The sequence below is a fragment of the Amycolatopsis sp. NPDC104775 genome, from assembly GCF_055583325.1.
Genome location: NZ_JBVJOE010000011.1, coordinates 71,041 through 89,940 on the forward strand (window position 1 = coordinate 71,041; position 18,900 = coordinate 89,940).

At 70.6% G+C, this 18,900-nt stretch carries 17 protein-coding genes and 1 pseudogene; 13 read left to right on the forward strand and 5 right to left on the reverse strand.

Translation table 11 applies throughout. The features are described 5' to 3' along the window. Nucleotides 1–86: 86 nt before the first annotated feature. The 3 genes from ACZ63D_RS36175 to ACZ63D_RS36185 all read left to right on the forward strand — a co-directional run bounded on the left by ACZ63D_RS36175 (nt 87) and on the right by ACZ63D_RS36185 (nt 1,694). Nucleotides 87–524, forward strand: a complete 438-nt coding sequence (locus ACZ63D_RS36175) for a WapI family immunity protein (RefSeq protein ID WP_465358829.1) — start codon at nt 87–89, stop codon at nt 522–524. Between the two features lie 15 nt (nt 525–539). After that, nucleotides 540–923, forward strand: a complete 384-nt coding sequence (locus tag ACZ63D_RS36180; protein WP_465358830.1) for a hypothetical protein — start codon at nt 540–542, stop codon at nt 921–923. A 189-nt stretch (nt 924–1,112) separates the two neighbouring features. After that, nucleotides 1,113–1,694 carry a hypothetical protein gene (locus tag ACZ63D_RS36185; protein WP_465358831.1) on the forward strand — a complete coding sequence of 194 codons (582 nt, stop codon included), beginning with the start codon at nt 1,113–1,115 and terminating at the stop codon, nt 1,692–1,694. A gap of 89 nt (nt 1,695–1,783) precedes the next feature. Here the strand turns inward: ACZ63D_RS36185 and eccCa are convergent, their stop codons facing one another. Continuing rightward, nucleotides 1,784–5,728, reverse strand: a complete 3,945-nt coding sequence (gene eccCa, locus ACZ63D_RS36190) for a type VII secretion protein EccCa (protein ID WP_465358832.1) — start codon at nt 5,726–5,728, stop codon at nt 1,784–1,786. 135 nt (nt 5,729–5,863) lie between these two features. Here eccCa and ACZ63D_RS36195 point away from each other — a divergent pair, with 135 nt between their 5' ends. From ACZ63D_RS36195 to eccD, 6 genes are read left to right on the forward strand one after another with little or no spacing between them, the layout of a single operon-like run. Beyond that, entirely contained in the window at nt 5,864–6,643 is a 780-nt protein-coding gene (locus ACZ63D_RS36195; protein ID WP_465358833.1) for a WXG100 family type VII secretion target, read from the forward strand. Between the two features lie 27 nt (nt 6,644–6,670). Continuing rightward, the gene (locus ACZ63D_RS36200) at nt 6,671–7,732 is read left to right on the forward strand and encodes a WXG100 family type VII secretion target (protein ID WP_465358834.1); all 1,062 of its coding nucleotides are present in this window, start codon (nt 6,671–6,673) and stop codon (nt 7,730–7,732) included. Between the two features lie 3 nt (nt 7,733–7,735). Further along, a complete protein-coding gene (locus ACZ63D_RS36205; protein WP_465358835.1) occupies nt 7,736–9,082 on the forward strand; it encodes a WXG100 family type VII secretion target in 1,347 nt (448 codons plus the stop codon). A gap of 5 nt (nt 9,083–9,087) precedes the next feature. Then, nucleotides 9,088–9,579, forward strand: coding sequence for a hypothetical protein (locus ACZ63D_RS36210; RefSeq protein ID WP_465358836.1), 492 nt, complete (start codon nt 9,088–9,090; stop codon nt 9,577–9,579). Then, nucleotides 9,572–9,895, forward strand: a complete 324-nt coding sequence (locus tag ACZ63D_RS36215) for a YbaB/EbfC family nucleoid-associated protein (protein ID WP_465358837.1) — start codon at nt 9,572–9,574, stop codon at nt 9,893–9,895. The genes ACZ63D_RS36210 and ACZ63D_RS36215 overlap by 8 nt, the downstream gene beginning before the upstream one ends. Further along, nucleotides 9,892–11,268 carry a type VII secretion integral membrane protein EccD gene (gene eccD, locus ACZ63D_RS36220; protein ID WP_465358838.1) on the forward strand — a complete coding sequence of 459 codons (1,377 nt, stop codon included), beginning with the start codon at nt 9,892–9,894 and terminating at the stop codon, nt 11,266–11,268. Before ACZ63D_RS36215 ends, eccD begins: the two co-directional genes overlap by 4 nt. On the opposite strand, the gene ACZ63D_RS36225 is transcribed toward eccD, so the two are convergent. Then, on the reverse strand, nt 11,258–12,205 hold the full coding sequence (locus tag ACZ63D_RS36225; protein WP_465358839.1) for an Lrp/AsnC family transcriptional regulator: 948 nt from the start codon (nt 12,203–12,205) through the stop codon (nt 11,258–11,260). The genes eccD and ACZ63D_RS36225 overlap by 11 nt on opposite strands. Before the next feature lie 95 nt (nt 12,206–12,300). On the opposite strand from ACZ63D_RS36225, the gene ACZ63D_RS36230 reads away from it, so the two are divergent. Further along, on the forward strand, nt 12,301–13,611 hold the full coding sequence (locus tag ACZ63D_RS36230) for an MFS transporter (RefSeq protein WP_465358840.1): 1,311 nt from the start codon (nt 12,301–12,303) through the stop codon (nt 13,609–13,611). On the opposite strand, the gene ACZ63D_RS36235 is transcribed toward ACZ63D_RS36230, so the two are convergent. Further along, the gene (locus ACZ63D_RS36235; protein WP_465358841.1) at nt 13,556–14,509 is read right to left on the reverse strand and encodes a helix-turn-helix domain-containing protein; all 954 of its coding nucleotides are present in this window, start codon (nt 14,507–14,509) and stop codon (nt 13,556–13,558) included. The two genes, ACZ63D_RS36230 and ACZ63D_RS36235, sit on opposite strands and share 56 nt — an antisense overlap. Nucleotides 14,510–14,594: 85 nt before the next feature. On the opposite strand from ACZ63D_RS36235, the gene ACZ63D_RS36240 reads away from it, so the two are divergent. Further along, nucleotides 14,595–15,188 carry an NIPSNAP family protein gene (locus ACZ63D_RS36240; protein WP_465358842.1) on the forward strand — a complete coding sequence of 198 codons (594 nt, stop codon included), beginning with the start codon at nt 14,595–14,597 and terminating at the stop codon, nt 15,186–15,188. A gap of 556 nt (nt 15,189–15,744) precedes the next feature. Here ACZ63D_RS36240 and ACZ63D_RS36245 read toward each other — a convergent pair. Further along, nucleotides 15,745–15,954, reverse strand: a pseudogene (locus tag ACZ63D_RS36245) (MerR family transcriptional regulator); the annotation flags it as partial. On the opposite strand from ACZ63D_RS36245, the gene ACZ63D_RS36250 reads away from it, so the two are divergent. Next, complete coding sequence (locus ACZ63D_RS36250) at nt 15,949–16,218, forward strand: hypothetical protein (protein WP_465358843.1); 270 nt, start codon at nt 15,949–15,951, stop codon at nt 16,216–16,218. The pseudogene ACZ63D_RS36245 and the gene ACZ63D_RS36250 overlap by 6 nt on opposite strands. Before the next feature lie 37 nt (nt 16,219–16,255). Here ACZ63D_RS36250 and ACZ63D_RS36255 read toward each other — a convergent pair whose 3' ends face one another. After that, a complete protein-coding gene (locus ACZ63D_RS36255) occupies nt 16,256–17,338 on the reverse strand; it encodes a type VII secretion protein EccE (RefSeq protein WP_465358844.1) in 1,083 nt (360 codons plus the stop codon). A 151-nt stretch (nt 17,339–17,489) separates the two neighbouring features. On the opposite strand from ACZ63D_RS36255, the gene eccB reads away from it, so the two are divergent. After that, nucleotides 17,490–18,896 (forward strand): type VII secretion protein EccB, encoded by a 1,407-nt coding sequence (eccB, locus tag ACZ63D_RS36260; RefSeq protein WP_465358845.1) that lies wholly within the window; start codon nt 17,490–17,492, stop codon nt 18,894–18,896. The last annotated feature ends 4 nt before the right edge of the window (nt 18,897–18,900 follow it).

Sequence of the window (18,900 nt, forward strand, 5' to 3'; positions counted from 1 at the left end):
GAGGCCAGTCCGGGCATCAAGGCTCCCTCGCTCGCGGACTGCATATGCTGGCGGAGCTGGCAGTCGCGGAGATACCGGGGAGCGGGATGCATACGGTGACGTTCGGCGCGCCGCGCGGGGATCGGCTGGTGATCGCCGTGCGCGGGCGGATGCATCCCGGCGCGGACGATTTCTGGGACGGAAACTGGCTGATCAGTCCGATCGAGATCGTGTCGGGCGGGTTCACCGGGCGGTTGGCCGCTGGGTTGCGGGCCAATGAGCTGCGGGAGTTCCGGCAGGAGCTGGCGGCCTGCGACGAGTCTGGGGGCAGTGCGCGGCTGACGTCGCTGGAGGACTGGCTGGATCTGACCGTGACTGTCGCGGCGGATGGCTGGGTCGAGGCGGAGGGCGTCGCGGTCGCTGATCATTCGAGCGGGAACCGGTTGGTGTTCCGGATCGAGGGGATCGAGTACGCGCAGCTGGCGGAGATCGTGACTGCGCTGGAGGCGGTGGAGAAGGACTTTCCCGTGGTGGGGCTGCCGTGAGGGGACTGGGCGCGGATGGCGTATGAGATCCACTTGTATTGCCAGACCAACGGGGTGGACGCCGCCGCGGGGTTCGCTGCGCTGACCGAAACTGCGGCTGCGCCGGTGGAGGACCGAAACAGCGGAGAAGGCTGGGTGTCCGCGGAGGTGGGCGACGGCTGCCAGTTGGAGTTCTCGGCGGGCACTCCGGTGGTGGCCGCGATGATCGCCGAACTGGCGCCGAGTGACGCGTCCGGCCGGGTCGGTGCCTCGGACGCGGTCGCGACGCTCACGCTGAGCGGCGAGGTCGAGTGGTCGGCAGTGGCGGCGGTGTGGCGGGCGGCGAACTCGTTGTGGGACGTGGTTCCTTACGACGACGGCTCCGGTTTCGCGGTGGATCTGGACGCGCTGCCGGTTTGAGTCATCCGCCGCACACCGTAACGACGGTGCGGTGCGCAGCGAAGTCGTTGTGGGACGTGGGTCCTCACTCCGGCGCCGTGGGGCATCGGCGGGTTCTGACTTTGGGGGCTGGATGAGCTATCTCTTCGACGTCGAAGACGCGCCGCCGAGGCTGGCCGCGGCGCGCGACTCGGTGCGGATGACGTCCCGGTGACGGGCTGGACGTGGCCGGTGTTCGAGCCGGTGGCCGGGATGTCGCACCGGGACCGGTTCGCCTGGTGGATCGGCGGCGGGCAGTTGCCCGAGGGGATCAACCGAGACGGCTGGAGCGAGTTCCTGCGGCTGCTGTTCAACGGGTTGTGGGCCGAACTCGGTCCGCACGGGCGTGACGACCCGCCCTGGTCGGAGGCGGAGAAGGAACGCTATCTGCACGCGGCCTGCGACCTGCTTTTGTTCGTGGAGGCGTGCGGGCTGATCGGAGCGGACGAGGTGCTGAACCGGCAGCTGATGCTGTCGATCGGGCTCGCCGAGTCGGGCTTTTCCTTGCCGGGCAACGGTTATGCTCCAGAAGACGCGGTACGGCGGATCATGGCTGTGCTCACCCCGGAGCGGATCGACGAATGCGAGCGGCTGAGTCCGAAGTGGACGAAGCTGTCGACACCGGAGATCGGGCGGCTGCATCGGGCCAAAGTGCTCATCAAGCTTGCCGGGCAGGTGCGGGAACACCTTTCGGATCCGGAGCTGCGGGCCGTCGTGGCCGGGTGGGAATCGCTGTATCCGCGATTGCCCTGAGAGAGGCGGGAATGCTCCGCCAGCCGGAGTGGGACGTTTCCTACCTCAGCCCCCTGACCGATCGAGAGACGTTCCTCTACTGACCCCGCTCATTCCTCCACCGGCTTAGTCCACGCCACCTGCACCAGCTCCGTCCCGTGCCGTCGCGACACCAGCGTCCCTCGACCGGCCGGTTGCGGTGACGGCTTCACGTCGCCCAGCAGCGCGCCTTCTTCCTTCCCGCCCGACATGACCAGGCCCGGCGAGCCCAGTTCCCGCACCCGCTGGATCACCGCCTCGTACAGACCCCGCCCGGCGCCACCGGACGAGCGGGCCAGGATCAGGTGCAGGCCGATGTCCCTGGCCTGCGGCAGGAATTCCAGCAGTGGCAGCAGCGGGTTCCGGCCCGCGGTCGCGACCAGTTCGTAGTCGTCGATGACCACGTACAGGTCCGGACCGCGCCACCAGGAGCGGTTGCGCAGCTGGTCGGGGGTGACGTCCGGGCCGGGCAGCCGGTTGCGCATCGCGGTCGCGCATTGGTTCACCAGGTCGGTCAACGTGTTCTCGGCACCGGCGTAGCCGAGCAGATGCGGCTGGTCCACTACGCCCAGCAGGCCGCGGCGGTAGTCGCCGACCAGGATCAGGGCTTCGTCGGGAGTGTTGGTGGCGCAGATGCCGGTGATAAGGGCGCGCAGCAAAGAACTCTTGCCCGATTCGACGTCGCCGAATGCCAGGAAATGCGGGTCGGTCCGGAAGTCCAGGTGGACCGGGCGCAGGGTCGATTCCGCCAGGCCCAGGGTGATCCGGCCGCGCGGGGCGGCGGGCAGCGAGTCCAGCGGGACTTCGGGCGGGAGAAGGCGGACTTGGGGAGCGCGCGGGCCGGTCCAGGCCGCCGAGACGCGGCGGACCAGGTCCAGGCCGCCGGCGCCGACGGTTTCCGGGCGTTGGTCCGAGTCGATGCGCGGGAGGGCCGCGAGGAAATGCAGTTTGTCCGCGGTGAGGCCGCGGCCGGGGCGGTCGGCGGGGACGTTTTGCGCCACCTTCCGGTCGATCGACGAATCCGCCGGATCACCTAGCCGTAGTTCGAAGCGGGTGCTGATGGCGTCGCGCAGCTGGGCGCGGGCACCGATCCACTGGTTCAGCGAAACCAGGACGTGGATGCCGAAGCCCAAACCCCGTTGCGCCAGCGCGGTGATCTGCTCTTCCAGGCGTTCGTACTCCGACCGGATGGTGGTCCAGTTGTCCACGAACAGGAACACGTCGCCGAACTCGCGGTCGTCGCTGCTTTCGGTGAACTCGCCGCGGCGGCTGCGGAAGGCGGCCATCGACTCGATCCCGTGCGCGGCGAAGAATTCTTCCCGCTGTTCCAGCAAAGTCACCAGTTCCGCGACCACCCGGCGGCAGCGTTGCGGGTCGCGGCGGGTGGCGTAGCCCGAGACGTGCGGGAGGCCGGCGATCGGGGCCAGCGCGCCGCCGCCCATGTCCAGGATGAAGAACTGCACCTCGGCGGGGGTGTGGGTGAGCGCGAGCATCGCCGCGATGTCCTTCATCAATGTCGACTTGCCGCTTTGCGGTGCGCCGACGATGACCGCGTTGCCCGCCGCGCCGGAGAAATCCGCCCACAGCATGTCGCGGCGCTGTTCGAACGGCTTGTCCACCAGCGCGACCGGGATGGTCAGCTTGCCGTTGCCGCCCCAGCCGAGCGGGCACAGACCGCGGCGGGGGTCCTCGCCGATCGGGGGCAGCAGCTGGTCCAAAGTGGGCGGTTCGGCCAGCGGCGGCAGCCAGATCTGGTGCGCGGCCGGGCCGCGTCCCTCCAAACGGGACAGCATCGCGCCGATGATGGTTTCGCCGGTGCCCTTCGCCGGAGCCTCGGCGGCGGGTTGTTCGGCGACTGGTACTTCAACCGGTCCCAGCGTGAATGGCAGAACACCCAGCTGTTGTCCGTCCGAGCGCACGATGCGGCTGCGCGGCGGCAGTTCGCCGGAGACGTACGCGGCCTTCAAGCGGATCAGGGTGTCGTTGTCCGACTTCAGATACGCCGAACCGGGCACCGGCGGCAGCTGATAGGCGTCCGCGACACCCAGCACGGCACGGCTTTCCGCGGCGGAGAACGTCCGCAGGCCGATCCGGTACGACAGGTGCGAGTCGAGCCCGCGCAACCGGCCTTCCTCAAGACGCTGTGACGCCAAGAGCAAGTGGATCCCCAGCGAGCGGCCGAGCCGTCCGATCGCGACGAACAGGTCGATGAACTCCGGCCGCGACGACAACAGCTCCGAGAACTCGTCGATGATCACCAGCAGCGACGGCAACGGCTGCAGCGGTGTGCCGTCCGCGCGCGCCTTCTCGTAGTCGCGCACCGACGCGTAATTCCCGGCCGAGTGCAGAAGTTCCTGACGCCGCAGCAATTCGCCGTTCAGAGCGTCCGCCATGCGGTCGACGAGCGCGAGGTCGTCGGACAGGTTCGTGATCACCGCGCAGGTGTGCGGCAGGTTGGTCATGCCCGCGAACGTCGCGCCGCCCTTGAAGTCGATCAGCGCGAGGTTCAGCTTCTCCGACGAATGCGTGACGGCCAGCGCGGTGACCAGCGTCCGCAGCAGTTCGCTCTTACCCGACCCGGTCGCGCCGATCACCAGCCCGTGCGGGCCCATGCCGCCCTCGGCGGATTCCTTGAGGTCCAGTTCGACCGGGCGGCCTTCGGGGTTCACGCCCAGCGGAATCCGCAGCCGGTCGCGCGCCGGGCGCGGAGCCCAGGTGACGGTGGTGTCGGTGTCGCGCGGATCGCCGATGCCGAGCAACCCGGCCAGCCCGAACGTCGAGGACATCGGCTGTTCGCTGACCACCGCGCCGCCTTGGTGCAGCGGCGTCAGCATCCGGGCCAGCGCTTCGGCCGCGCCGTGGTCGAGCCGGTCCGGCATGCCGAGGAAGCCGAGCCGCGCTTCGGTGCCGTCGAGCACCACCATGCCGAGCTGATCCGGGGCGACGTGCAGGCTCAGCAGCCGATCGGTCGATGTCGCGCGCGGCTGGTCGCCGCCGATCTCCAGCACCGTGATCCCGAGCCGGCCTTCTTCGGCCAGCAACCGGGGTTCGCCATGGGAGTCGCCGCCGTCGACGACGAGCACGAGGTGCGGCAGGTCCGGCGACGCGCCTCTCCGCGAGAACGCCGGCCGGTCGCCGAGGTCCGGGCCGAGCAACCGGGCCAGCTCCGCCGCGCTGTCGGCGAACAACCGCCGCGGGCCGGTCGCGTCGGAGAGGATCGGCGCGGTGGCGTGCGGCAGCCACTTCGCCCAGTCCCAGTCGTGCGAACGGTCCGGGGCGACGCAGAACGCCACGCGCAAGTCGGTCGGGGAATGGAAAGTCACCAGCTGCGCCAGCACCGCGCGGGTCATCCCGAGCACGTCGAACCGGCGGCCGGACAGCGTCGCGGCCGCGTACGAACGCAGCGAGATCGCGACCGGCAGGCCCTCGACGGTCGAGAAGGTCTGGATGAAGTGCTTGAGGTTGGTGGAGGAAACCGGGTCCAGCTCTTCCAGCGGAGCGATCTGCGGCGCGCGCAACGGCGTCGCGAGCGGCTGCGGGCCGGTGGCCGCGCGGACCATCGCGAACGAGCGGTCGCCGCGGCGGCGGTCCCAGTGCTGGTCGGTTTCGACGTACGCCCACAGGTCCGCCGGATCCGGCTGCTGCGCGATCAGCGTGGCGCGCTGGGAGTCGGCGACCGCGCGCACCCGCGTGCGAAGACCGGCGAGATACCGCTGGTAGTCGCGGCGTTCCTCGTTGATCTGCGCCTTCTTCGCCATGCCGCCGCGGCCGAGCGACATCACGATCATGCCGCCCATCGCGGTGACGAACAGCGCGCCGAAGATCCAGGTCATCACCCCGCCGTCGCGTCCGATGTAGACGAACGACATCGCGCCCATGCCGAGCATCATCGGCAGGAACATCATGAGCTGCATCACGCCGCCGGATCCGCTCTTGGGCAGCATCGGCGGGGACTGCAGCATGATCTCCCCGGGCTGCTCGCCGAGCAGGCCCAGACGGTCGCGGGGGGCACTCATGCCCCGTATTTTGGCCGCCGGTCGCCCGCTCGCGGTGGGTACTTTTGCCGTCCGCTCGCCCGGCGGCGCGAACTTACGCTCTGCGCAGACGCCCCGCACCGGTGCGTCGACCGCGGGAGACCGGGAGGGAGAGCCATGGGCACGACCGGCGAGTACCGGGCCGAGCCGGAGGCCATGCGCTCCACCGTCGGCAACGTGGGCGGCATCATCGCCCACGGCATCAACGCCGTCGCAGACTTGGAAAAACTCGTCCTGCAGCCGACGACGTTCGCCAGCTTCGGCAGCGTCGTCGCGGCGGCGAACGAGGCGCTGCACTCGCAGCAGGTGACCGCGGTGCGCTCGCTGCTCCAGCTGCTGCAGGAGATCAACGGCCTGGTCAAGCACAGCGCGGACGCTTACCAAAGCGCCGACGAAGCAGTCTCCGAAGGCTACGGCGGCGGCCACGGTCAGTCTTCTTCGCCGTCGCTGACGTCGATCTGGGGAACCCCGTACGCGGCGCACCTGGCCGAGGCGGCGATCACCGACAGCGCCGGTGCGCACGGCGAACCGTCCTCGGTCGGCAACGTGCTGCGCTACCTCGGCGACGCGGACCTCGGCCGACTCGCCGAACATCCGCTGACCGACGCCCGGTTCCACGGCGTCGCGGACTTCAACGACTGGCTCGCCGGCGACGCCGACAACCAGGCGCGCGTCGGCCTGATCGAGGTCTATTCGGGCACCGCGCGCACCTTCGGCGACGTGCCCGGCGGCGTGCACAGCGGCGACGTCGTCGTGGTGGAACCGCTTCTGCTCGCCGACCGCCATCCGGTGATCGGCGTCGCCGGGGACGGCGGCGCTCTCTACAACCACGGTCCGGTCGATCCGGGCCTCGGCGGACTGGCCAAGGTCAGCGTCTACCGGCCCGCCTCCGTCTGACCCCGACCCCTGACCAAGTGAGGTCCGATGCTCTTCCCGAACTCCAGCGCGATGGACGCCACCGCGTCCGGCGGCGGCCCGATCACCGTGCTGCCGCAGATCGTCACCGGCCAGCCCGAGCAGATCGCGAAGCACGTCCTCGACCTGCTGCACAAGGCCGCCGAGCTGACCTCGCTCTACACCGAGCTGAGCAAGGCGGCCGACCAGCTCGGCAAGGTCTGGTCCGGCGGGGCGTCGGAATCGGCGCTGCAGAAGATCTCCCATTCTCTGGATCAGCTCACCAAGATCATCAATGTGATCGAGAAGGGCGCTGAACTGCTCGGCGTCTCGGGCACGCTGGTGAAGGCGGCGCAGGAGGCGTACCGGTCGGTGGTCGCGGCGGTGAACCCGACCGTCGCGTCACTGATGTCGAACTGGTGGACCTACGGGGCCGCGGTCGCGCTTTCCACTGCCACCAGTGCGACGCTGCGCGGATTCATCACCGCGGTCGGCGGTCTGCTGAAGGCGCTCGGCGCGGGCGACCTCGCGAACCAGATCAGCCAGGTCGCGACGATCATCGGCGATATCGAAAAGCTGTTCCACCACGGTTCTTCCGACGCCAATGGCGCGGCGGGGAACGCGGCCGTCTCGGGCACTCCGGTCAGCGCGCCGCAGCTGCCCGCGCCGGTCGCGAGCGCGGCCGGACAGGCGGCGATCGGCGGCAGCGGCGGGGGAGTCCCGTCGTTCACGAACTACACCCCGCCCGCGTTGTCGAACGGCGGCTGGGCCTCCGGCAGCGGAACCGGCGGTTGGCCCTCCGGCAGCGGTACCGGCGGCTGGCCTTCCGGCGGTGGTGCCGGTAGCGGGGCGAACCCGGGCAACAGCTGGATCCCGGTGGACCCGGCCCCTGCCCCGGCTCCCGCTCCGTCGGCGCCTTCGGTGCCGGGCCAGTCGACCGGTGCGCACGAGGTCGTGATCCACACCGACCTCACCACCGGCCAGTCGACCGTCGAAGCACCGGCCGGGCAGGACGTGGACATCGATGTCGACGTCACCTACCAGGGCAAGCACTTCCAGCAGCACGTCGACATCGACGCGAAGGGCGCGTAGCCGGTGGCCGTGGACGCGTCCGGAGTCGTCAGCTCGGTGCTGTCGAACTACCGGCAGGTGCTGGTCGAATACCAGCGCCGGGTCACCGGAGACCCGGCGGCGCTCGAAGCGGCGGCGAATCGCTGTGGCACCAACGCCTCCACGATTACCGGCAAAGCCACCGAAATCGCGGACGCTGCCACGGCATTGCACGCTGACTGGGACGGTGCCGCGTACACCGCGTACGCGACCGCCGCGTCCGATGTCGCGCACGCGTTGACCGAAGACGGCACGAAGCTGGCTGATCAGAGCAAGCGGTTGTCGATGGCCGGACAGCTGTTGCGGTGGGCGCGCTCTGGGGTCGATTCGGTTGTTTCGCAGTTCGACCAGTATGGCGCGCAGCTCACCAATCAAGCGCGGTCCGCGGATCCGAATGCGGTGGGCGCTTTCATCGCGGCGGCAAGGGATTTGGGCGAGCAGGCGGTCGCGGCGGCGGGACAGGTGGCCGACGAGCTGTCGGATGCGCTGGCGGAGTTGTTCCCCGCGCCGTGGGCCGGGCCGATGAGCAAGCCCGGCAAGCTGGGCAAACGCATCTACGGCCCGCTGTCCTGGGTCAACGGCGACACGCTCGACGGACGGAAGCGGCCGCGGTCGGTGCCGTCGTGGTTCGGCAATTCCGGTTGGAAGAAACTGACCTGGAACGGGCTCGAAGGCACTCGCGCGCCGAAGAAGGCGGACACGCCGTTCGGGCAGCCGAAGCAGAAGACCGCGATCGGCCGGGCCACCGAGATCACCTACTACAAGACCGCGCACGAGCAAGACGGCTTCATTCCGGAGTACGACGGGAAAATCTCCTCGCAGGGCTGGGACGCGAAGGCGTCCGGCCACGCTGAGCTGGGCTTCCGGGAGGACATCGGGACCAGCGGAAGCTACGGCGTCGCGCACGGCAGCGCGCGCGGTTCGGCTTTCGCGGGCGGCGAAGTCAGCGCTTCGGGACAGCTGGGGATACACGGGCTCGGCGTGCACGCCAACGCTTTCGCGGGCGGCAAGCTGGAGGGCCAGGTCGCGGCGGACGTCGCGGGAGTCGGCGTCGGCGCGAGCGGGAGTGTCCAATATGGAATCGGCGCGCAGCTCGACGGGCAGTTCGTCTATGACAACGGCCATCTGAAGATGAACTTCAAGGCTGGTGCCGCGCTGGGGATCGGCGCCGGGCTCGGCGCGAAGATCGACATCGACCTGCCGAAGGTCGGCGCGGCGGTCACCGAATACGGCGGCGCGGCGATCGACGCGGTCGGCGACGCGGCGGGCCAGGCGGCGAACGCGCTCGGCGGGGCTTGGAACGACGCCGTGCAGTATGCGGGTTCGTGGTGAGCGCCATGGCGGACCTGGTGACGCTCCCGCTGGGCTTCGACGTCCCGGAGGGCTGGACGCCCGTGCCGCCGATCGCACCCGGACTGGTTTTCGTTGCCGTGCATCCGAACCCGAAGGCGGACTTCACGCCGAACATCACGCTCGGCCTCCAGCAGCGCCAGGATTCCGCGCCGATGAAGGACATCGCCGACGAGGCCGTCGAACGGCTCGGCCGGACGATGGCGCTGCTGGACGTCCTCGACCGGCAGGAGGTCGGCAGCGCGGCCGCGCCCGGCTGCACCCAGACCGTGCGGATGCGCACTGGCGAAGGCCAGGACCTGCTGCAGATCCAGGTGTTCCTGACGGTGCCCGGTCCGGCCGGGCGGGTCGTGCTGGAACTGGTCTGCACGGCCGATCCGCAGGACGCGCGCACGCTCGCCCCCGATTTCCGGAAGTTCGTCGCCAGCGTGCACGTCCGCCGGGAAACCCCGCAGGAGAAGGAGAACGACGGTGACTGAACCGTATGCCGTGCCGGACATGGACGAGCTGCTCGCGCAGGTCCGCAAGCAGACCGAAGAGGTGCAGCGGATCCAGCGCACGGTCGAGGCGATGGAGGTCAAGGCCGCCTCCCGGCAGAACGAGGTGACCGTGACGCTGCGCGGCGACGGCCGGTTCACCTCCGTCGACATCGACCAGCGCGCGATCCGCGAGTTCGACGCGCGCACGCTGTCGGAGATCGTCCTCGAAGCGGTGAACGCGGGGCTGCAGAAGCTTGCCGAGGCGAGCAGCGCGAAGTTCGCCCCGGTGATCGAGGCGGCCAGGTCCCAGCAGTGAGCGCGCCGGCCGTCGCCGGGTCGACCCGGCGCGTCACCATCGTCACCCCGCGCGCCAGGGTGGACGTCGCGCTGCCGCAGCAGAGCACGTTCGCCGAACTGGTGCCGCAGCTGGTCCGGCTGGCCGGGGCGGCCGGGCAGGCGTCGGCCGAGCATCCGGGCTGGGTGCTGTCGCGGCTCGGCGGCGCGCCGCTCGCGCTCGGGCTCACCGTGGCCGCCGCGCAGGTGCGCGACGGCGAGGTGCTGCACCTGACCCCGCGCGAACGTCCGCGCGGACCGCTGCTGTTCGACGACGTGGTCGACTCGATCGCGAGCGTCGGCGAATCCGCGTCGACCGCGTGGGGGCCGAAGATCGCCCGGCGGGCCGGGATCACGACGGCCGCGCTGCTGCTGTTCGCGGGCGGGCTGCTGATCCAAGCCTCGCTGGCGGGCAGCGTGCTCGCACCGATCGGCACCGGGCTGCTCGCGATCGTGCTGCTGCTCGGCGGCGGTGCGCTGAGCCGGGCGTACGGCGATTCGGGCGCGGGCGCGGCCGGTGCGCTGGCCGGGGTCGGCGTGGCGTTCCTGGCCGGAATGTCTTTGCTGCCACCGCATGCGGTGTTCTCGCTCTCCGCCGGACCGCTTGCCGCGGGACTCGCCGCGGTGACTGTCTACGGCGTGCTGGCCGCGATTTCGGTGGCTGACCGGCTGCCGTTCTTCGTCGCGGCGGTCGGATCGGCCGGGATCGGCGCGATTGCGACCGGCGTGGTGCTGCTGACCGGGGCTAAGCCGGTGGCCGCCGCGGCGGTCGCGGCGGTGCTGGCGACCGCGTTGGCGGCTGTCGCGCCGATGCTCGCGCTGCGGCTCGGGCGGATGCCGCTCCCGCGCGTGCCGGACGACATGGAATCCTTCCGGGCCAACGAACAACCGTCGCTCGGTGCGGAAATGGCCGGGCGGACGACGTACGCGCAGGCCTTGCTCACCAGCCTCCTGGTGGCGCTCGGGCTGGTGGTGATCGGCTCGTCGATCGTGCTCGCCACCGGCGGGCCGTGGGAAGCCGGGCTGGCGGCACTCGTCGGGACGGCGTGGATCCAGCGTTCGCGCGCGTACGCGGGTCGCACGCAACGGCTGGTGCTGGTGGCGTTCGGTCTCGTCGCGCTGCTGATCGCGGGTTTTTGGCTGATCGCGGCCGACCAGCGGATCGCGCTGCTCGCGGCCGGGCTGGCGCTGGTGCTGGCCGCGGTGGTGTCGCTGATCTACGCGACGCGGGTCGCGCGCGGGGTGCGGTCGCCGTACTGGTCGCGGCTGCTGGATATTTCCGAGTTCCTGGTGCTGTTGTCGCTGGTGCCGTTCGTGGCGTTGATCGCCGGGGTGTACGAGGCGGTCAGCGGCTGAGCGGGCTGGCGGCTTTCAGCGTGCGCAGGACGGGCGCGGTTTCGCAGGAACGGATGCCGGGCAGTGCGCCGAGCCGGTCGGTGAGGTAGCGGTGCAGGGCTGGGGGATCGGCGCACAGCGCGTGTGCGAGCAGGTTCGTCGGCCCGGTGGTCGCGGCGACGACGGCTAGCTCGCGATGGGTGGCGAGTTCGGTGGCGACGGCGTCGAGATCGGCTGGGGCGACCGCCATCCACAGCAGGGCTTGCGTGGTCGCGCCGAAGATCCGGGCGTCGATTTCCACGTCGAAGTAAAGGGTTTCCGCCGCGCGCAGGTCGGAGATCCGGCGCGCGACGGTCGCGGCGGACCAGCCGGTGACGGCCGCCAGTTCGGTTTGGCCGATCCGGCCGTCTCGCTGCAGCGCGGTGAGCAGCGGCTCATCGGCGGGGGTCGCCTCGGCTTGGCTGGCGCGGGTTTCCGGTTCCAGCTGGCGGCGTTGGTCGTCGGTCAGGACTTCGGCGCGGCCTTGCCACGCGGTGGGACCGCCGTGATACAGGTGCAACAGCTGGTGCGCGGAGACGGCGGTGATGCCGGTCGTGCGCGGAATGTCGTTCAGCAGCAGGCCGTGCTCGGAACCGTTGGCGCTGTGGACGATCACGCAGATTTCCGTGCCGCCGCCGGCGAGTTTGACCCAGGTCGTGTCGGTGCGCCGGACGAGCGCGTCGGCGACTCGCTGCGCGACCGCCGGGACGACGGTGAGCCGCACGAGCCACTGCGTCTGCCCTGCGCGATGCGGTGCGGCGAGCCCGACGACGCGTAGTCCTGCTTCGGCGCGCAACCGCCGGTAGCGGCGCGCGACGGTTTGCGTCGAGACGCCCAGGACGGTGCCGATCCGCGCGAACGGGGCGCGGCCGTCGATCTGGAGCGCGTGGACGAGAGCGTGGTCGAGGTCGTCGAGCATGGCTCGATTCTGCACCAAACTGTCCTCAGTGGAAGTTTTCTGTTCGTTCGACTCGGTGGCTGGAATCTTGCTTAACCGCTGCCCAGGCTGGCGGCATGAACGATGCACGCCGCTGGGCCGCGCTGACGGTCCTGCTCGTCGCGGAAGCGATGAACCTTCTCGACACCACGATCGTCCAGGTCGCCGCGCCCGCGGTGCACGCCGAACTGGGCGGCGCGATCTCCTTCTACACCGTCGGATACACGCTGCCGTTCGCCCTGCTGCTGATCACTGGCGGACGTCTGGGCGACGTCCTCGGCCGACGCCGCACCTTCCAGCTCGGCATGGCCGGTTTCGTCCTCGCCTCGGCCTTGTGCGCGGCTGCGGATACCCCTGGGTTCCTGCTCGTTGTCCGTGCCCTGCAAGGAGCTTCGGCCGCCTTGGTGATCCCGCAGACGATCGGCTTGATCCGCGTCCTGTTCGACGGCGCGGCCCGCGCGCGGGCGCTCGGCCTGATCGGCCCGGTGATGGGACTGGCCGCGGTGAGCGGTCCCGTCCTCGGCGGACTGCTCACCGACGCCTGGTCGTGGCGGTCGGTGTTCCTGGTGAACGTCCCGCTTGGACTAGCCGTGCTCGCCGCGTCCGGGCTGCTCGTCGAAGACCGGTCCGCGGTCCGGCCCCGGCTCGACCTGCTCGGGACTGGCCTGGTCGTGCTCGGTGCCGGACTCGTGGTCTACCCGCTTCTCACGCACTGGAACGGCTACCTCGTCGCCGCCGGAGTGGCCGTGCTCGTCGTTTTCGTTCTGCAGCAACGGTTTCGCGGTGGCCTGATCGAGCGCAGCCTCTTCCGCGGCCTGGGCTTCCCGGCCGGATTGGTGACGTCAGTGCTGTTCTTCGCCGTGATGACCGGCTTGACCCAAGTTGTTGTGCTGTTCCTGCAACTGACCCAGCACGCCGACGCACGGACTGCCGGATTCTCTTTGCTGCCCTGGTCGTGCGGGCTGGCCATATCGTCCTTTGTGGCCGGACGCTGGCTCGTCCCGCGTTTCGGCACCCGGATTCTCTTTGCTGGCGTGGGATTCCTGGCCGTCGGTATTGCCGGGATCGTGCTGGGCTGGCCGCTGCTGACCGCGCTGGCGGTCGCCGGAACGGGGACCGGGCTGTTCACCGTGCCGTTCTTCACCGCGGCACTGGCTCTCGTCCGGCCTTCCGAGACGGGTTCGGCGGCCGGGCTGCTGAACGCGGTGCAGCAACTCGGCGGAACCGTCGGGGTCGCAGTGCTGACTTCGGTTTTCCTTGCTACTGATGTGGAAACCGCGTGCTGGACGGCGATCGGCCTCACCGTCGCGGCAGGATTGACCGCGATGGGGCTTATCCGCGGAACGCGCGCCGGTACTCCGTCGGAGCTGTCCCCAGCCGGAGCGTGAAATGGCGGCGGAGATTGGTCGCCGAGCCGAGGCCGCTGCGCTCGCCGACCAGGCCGATCGGCAGGTCGGTGGATTCCAGCAGGCTGCGGGCGAGCAGCACGCGCTGGTCGAGCAGCCATTGCAGCGGCGTGGTCCCGGTGGCTTCGTGGAAACGGCGGACGAACGTGCGCGGGCTGACTCCGGCTTGGCGGGCCAGCTGCTCGACGGTCAACGGCTGGTCGAGGCGGCGCGTCGCCCAGTGCAGCACCGGACCGAGCCCGGCGTCGTCGGTCTCCGGCACCGTCGCGGAGACGTACTGCGCTTGCCCGCCGCCGCGATGCGCGGGCAGCACCATCCGGCGGGCGACCTCGTTGGCGACGTGCGCGCCGAGGTCGCTGCGCACCACGTGCAGGCAGAGGTCGATGCCCGCGCTGCGTCCGGCGCTGGTGAGCACCTGCCCGTCGTCCACGTAGAGCACCGAGGCGTCCACTTGGACCTGGGGATGAAGCATGGCGAGCGTGGCGGCGTACATCCAATGCGTCGCCGCGCGCCGGCCGTCCAGCAACCCCGCCGCGGCGAGCGCGAACGCGCCGGTGCACAGCGAGACGATCCGCGCACCCGCTTCCGCGGCCTCTTGGACCGCGGCGATCAGGTTCGCCGGAACCGGCTGTCCAGTTTGGACACACGCGTACGGCAAGGCCGGAACCAGCACGGTGTCGGCGTCCTTGAGCGCGTCGAGCCCGTGACTGGCGTGCTGCGAGAAGCCGAATTCGGTGCGGGTTTCCGGCTTCGCCGCGCAGAACCGCAGCTCGTACCAGGGATCGGCGAGGTCGGGCCGGGGCGAGCCGAACACCTCGGCCGCGATGGCCAGCTCGAACAACGGCATGTCGTCGACCAGCGCGACCGCGACGGTTCGCATGCCTTCGAGGATACGGCAGGAATTGTGCGGAAGTCGTCAGTCCTGCCACTCGATCCGGCTCCGGCGGGATGGCAGATTCACTCGCGTGACCGTTGTGGAACTCCGCCAGTACACCCTCCGGCCCGGGCACCGGGACATCCTGATCGACCTGTTCGACCGCGAGCTGCTGGAACCGCAGGAAGCCGCGGGCTGCACCGTCGTCGGCCAGTTCCGCGACGAGGACGACCCGGACCGGTTCGTCTGGTTCCGTTCCTTCCCGGACCTGGCGGCCCGGCACGCCGCGCTGACGGCGTTCTACCTCGAAGGCGAGGCCTGGCGGAAACACCGCGACGCCGCCAACGCCACCATGCTCGACAGCGACAACGTCCTGCTGCTCCGGCCGGAAACCGACTTCCCGCCGTTGTCCCGGCCGCTCGACGCGGTTCCTCCGTCGTCGCGGATCTTGGTGCTCATCGGCCCGGCTTCTCTTGACTTGCCGGGCCCATTCGCTTCCTTCGTCACCGAGCCCGCGGAGAACACCTTCCGCGCGTTGCCGGTGCGGGAAGGGGAGAACGTCCGGGTGGGGGTCTGGACGTTCCCCGATCTTGCCGCGTTGCGGGCTTTCGACCGCCAGCTGCCCGCGCACGACGAGGTGCGGCGGCTTCGGCTGGCTCCGACGTCGCGGTCCGCGCTGCGCTGATCCGCTGCGCGACGAGCCGGTCGAGACGCTGCCAGGCGGGGGTGTCGAGATGCTTCGCGAGAAGGTCGACGACCTGGCGAGGCACCTTCCGGAAGTCCGGCAGATCGGACGGCAACGTCATCCGCCGGCCGAGCCTGGCGGCCGCGTCGGCGATCGCGTCGAGCCGGGGATCGCCGGGATCCCACTCGATCGCCTCGTCGTACGCCCGGAGAACGGCGACATACTCCGGATCGTCCAGCAACGCGGCGCGGCTGACGAGGATGGCGCGGGCCACGTCCGGAGCCAGCGCGTACGCGAGGATCCAGCCGTCGCGGATCGCGTTCTCGTGGCGTTCGGACAGCCCCATCGGCTTGAGCCGCTCCATGAACGCGATGGCTTCAGGCGGCAGACAGAGCCGGTCGGGCCGATCGAGATCCCGCAACCGGGCCCGGCGTTGTTCGAGCTGCCGGATCCGGTCGCGCAACTCGGCGTCGATCCGGGCGAGCGCGGTCTCGTCGGCGTTCAGTACCTCCGGGATGCGCGCCAACGGGACCCCCGCCTGGGCGAGCGTGACGATGCGGGCCAGATCGATGACCGCCTGCGCGTCGTAGCGGCGATATCCGGAGGCATCGCGTTCGGGCTCGGGGAGGAGCCCTTTGGCGTGGTAGACGCGGACAGCCTTGGCCGTAACCCCGGCTTGGCGAGCGAGCTGGCCGATGGTGAAGCATGGTCCAGTATCGCGCTTGACCTTGTCCCTGGGGCAAGGTTGGAAGCTGGCGGCATGCACGATTACGACACTCTGCGCGCGCTCGCTGACGAGGGGAACGAGACCGCGCTGGACCGGCTCGCCGACCTCGCCGATGGCCGCGGCGATCTGGCTGAACTTTCGGACTTGCTGGACGAGGGCAGCGAACAGGCCGGACGGTTGCTCACCCGGCGGGCAGTGGAGAACCGCGACCTGCGGGAGCTGCAACGGCTTTCGGACGCGGGAAGCAGCGAGGCCGAGACGGAGCTGGAACGGCTGCTTCGCGGCGATTCCTCAAGTCCGTGAGGGAATCAGATTCCCTCAGGGTTCCCCTCACGGACTCTCAGGTCAAAGCGAGCGGCAACGTCCTCCGCACCGCCGCCCCGTGCCCGCCATGCAGCGGAACCACCGAAACCCCCTGCGGCACCGGCGCTTCCTCCGCTCGAGCCCCGACCCGGATGGTCAGCTCCAGCTTCTCCCGCCCGCCCGGCGTCCGCCGCAGCGTCGCGGACGTAGCGGTGAACACTGCTCCCGGCACCGCCACTCCCAACGTCTGCGCCAGACCCCGCGAGGACCTCGGCGAGTAGCACGTCTGCGTGAGTCCGCCCCATTTCCACGCGCGCCAGAAATCCCCGTCGGACTCCGGATTGCCGGTCGAAACGCCCAGCGCCACCCGCAGTTCGTTGGTCAGCTCGCCGGCCTCCAGCACCGTCGACGGATACCCCGCCTCGGCCAAGGCCACCATCAAGCTCAACGCCGCGCTCGCCGTGCTCCGCAGCGCACCCAGTTCGCCGCCGCCGCGGGCGAGCGCGGCGATCGGGGCGTCTTCCGGCCGGTAGCGCACCGCGAGCCAGCGCACCCGGTACACCCGCGAATCCCTTGGCACCGCCCAAGTCAGCAGTTGCACGGCGGCCAGCGGGATGTCCGTGCCCTGGAAGGTCCTGCGGAGGATGGCCAGCAGCTCGTCCGTCGACGGCTCCCCAGCTCCGGGCGTGAGGCGGACGATCGCGCTCCAGTCGCCGTCCACCTCGGCGACGCCGAAGCGGTTGCCCGCGCGGTCGACGTGCTGGCGGACCTTCACCGGACCGGCGATGCGGAGCAGGGCGTCCGGACTGTCGCGGCGGCTGTCGTGGCGGCGCAGGCGATGCGCGAGCCACGTCCACGCCCATCCGGCGAAATGCCGTCCGGCGACCCGCACCGACGTCGTCACCACCAGCAGCCCGGCCAGCGCGGCGACGGTGATCCGCATCGGCTGGGCCAGACCGTGCACGGTGAACGCGAGCAGGATCGCCAGCGCGGCGATCTCCCACCCGGCCGCCTGCAGCGGGCGGATCGGCAGCAGCCACGGCCACGGCGCGGTGCCCGAGAGCCCGGCGGTCCCGGGGGCGCGGACGTGAGCCGGGGCAGGCGGCGCGGACACGGACAACGCATTCCCCTCTTCCCCGGGCAGCGACCCGGCCCCGGGAACGCTAGCGTTCCCGCGCGGGCGCGTGGGCGTAAAAATTACCCTCGTACGCCCCCGGGGAACTGTTTAGCCTGCGCGGGAAGCGACGTGATCTCCAGGGGGCCGGGACAGCGTGTGGACGCAGCGGGACCAGATCCAGGCGTACCAGTTCCTGCGCCGCCGCCTCGTGTCCGCGCTCGTCGCCGCGGACGCCAACCATCCGGTGTCGCCCAGCCGCCGTCTCGTGCTCGGCACGGTGCTCGGCGTCGGCGCGGCCCTGCTCGTGACCGCGGTGTTCGGGGTGATCGGACTGGTCAGCCCGTCCGGCGGGAAGGACTGGCTGGCCGGCGGCAAGGTGATCGTCGAGGAGGGCAGCGGGGCGAGATTCGTGCTCGGCGCGGACGGCGCGGTGCACCCGGTGCTCAACTACGCGTCCGCGCGGCTGCTGGCCGGCGGCAACGGCCAGGAGACCGTCACCGTTCCCGCGGACAAGCTCGGCACGGCCCCGCGCGGCACGCAGATCGGCATCGTCGGCGCCCCGGATTCCTTGCCCAGCACGCTGATCACCACCCCGTGGACCAGCTGCAGTCGCACCTCCCAGGACGCGCCGACGTCGGCGGAACCGCTCGTCGCCGTGCTGCTGGAAGCGGCCGCGACCGGGGTCGAGCTGCCGCGCGATTCGGGCGTGATCGTCCGCGTTCCGCAGGGCGGCCGGTTCCTGCTCGCGGGCGGCCACCGGTACCGGCTGAGCGACGAGGCCGCGGCGGCCCTGCAATTCGACAGCTACCCGACGATCACCGTGTCCGCGCGCTGGATCGACACCGTGCCCGCCGGACGCGACCTCGGCGAGATCCCCGTCGACGGCGCGGGAAGCCGCGGCCCGCGCGTCGGCACGCAGGAGACGCGCGTCGGCCAGGTGCTGTCGGTCGTCGACCCGATGGCCGGGCCCGCCAACGCTTCGACGTACTACCTCGTCCGCCCGGACGGTCTCGAACCCGTCGGCCAGACCGAGGCCGCGCTGCTCGTCACGACCCCGGCGAACGAATCGGCGTATCAGGGCCGCCAGGAACCGGTGCGGGTGCGCGCCGCGGACGTCGCGTCGGCGAAAAAGGTGAGCGAGCCCCGCTCCGGCGGCGCGGACCCGGCGGCGTACCCGGACCGGATCCCCGGCAAAGCCCCGATCACCGGCAGCGCGGTGACCTTGTGCGCGCAGAACGGCCGCGTGACGGTCTCGGCGGACCTGCCGGTCCCGTCCGGAGCCCGCGCGCTGCCGGTGCAGAGCCGGACGGACGCCCGGGTCGCGGACGTCGTCTACGTTCCGCCGTCGCGCGGCGCGGTCGCGACCGACCCCGGCTCCGGCACGATTTATCTCGTCACGGACACGGGACGAAAATATCCGGTGGTGAACGGGACGGCGCTCGCTTCGCTGGGCTACGGTGCAGGGTCCGGGCATCCGGTCGCGGGCGGGCTTCTCGCGCTGATGCCGACCGGTCCCGCGCTCAATCCCGACGTGGCCGGGCAGCCTGCGGGAACGGGGTGAGCGA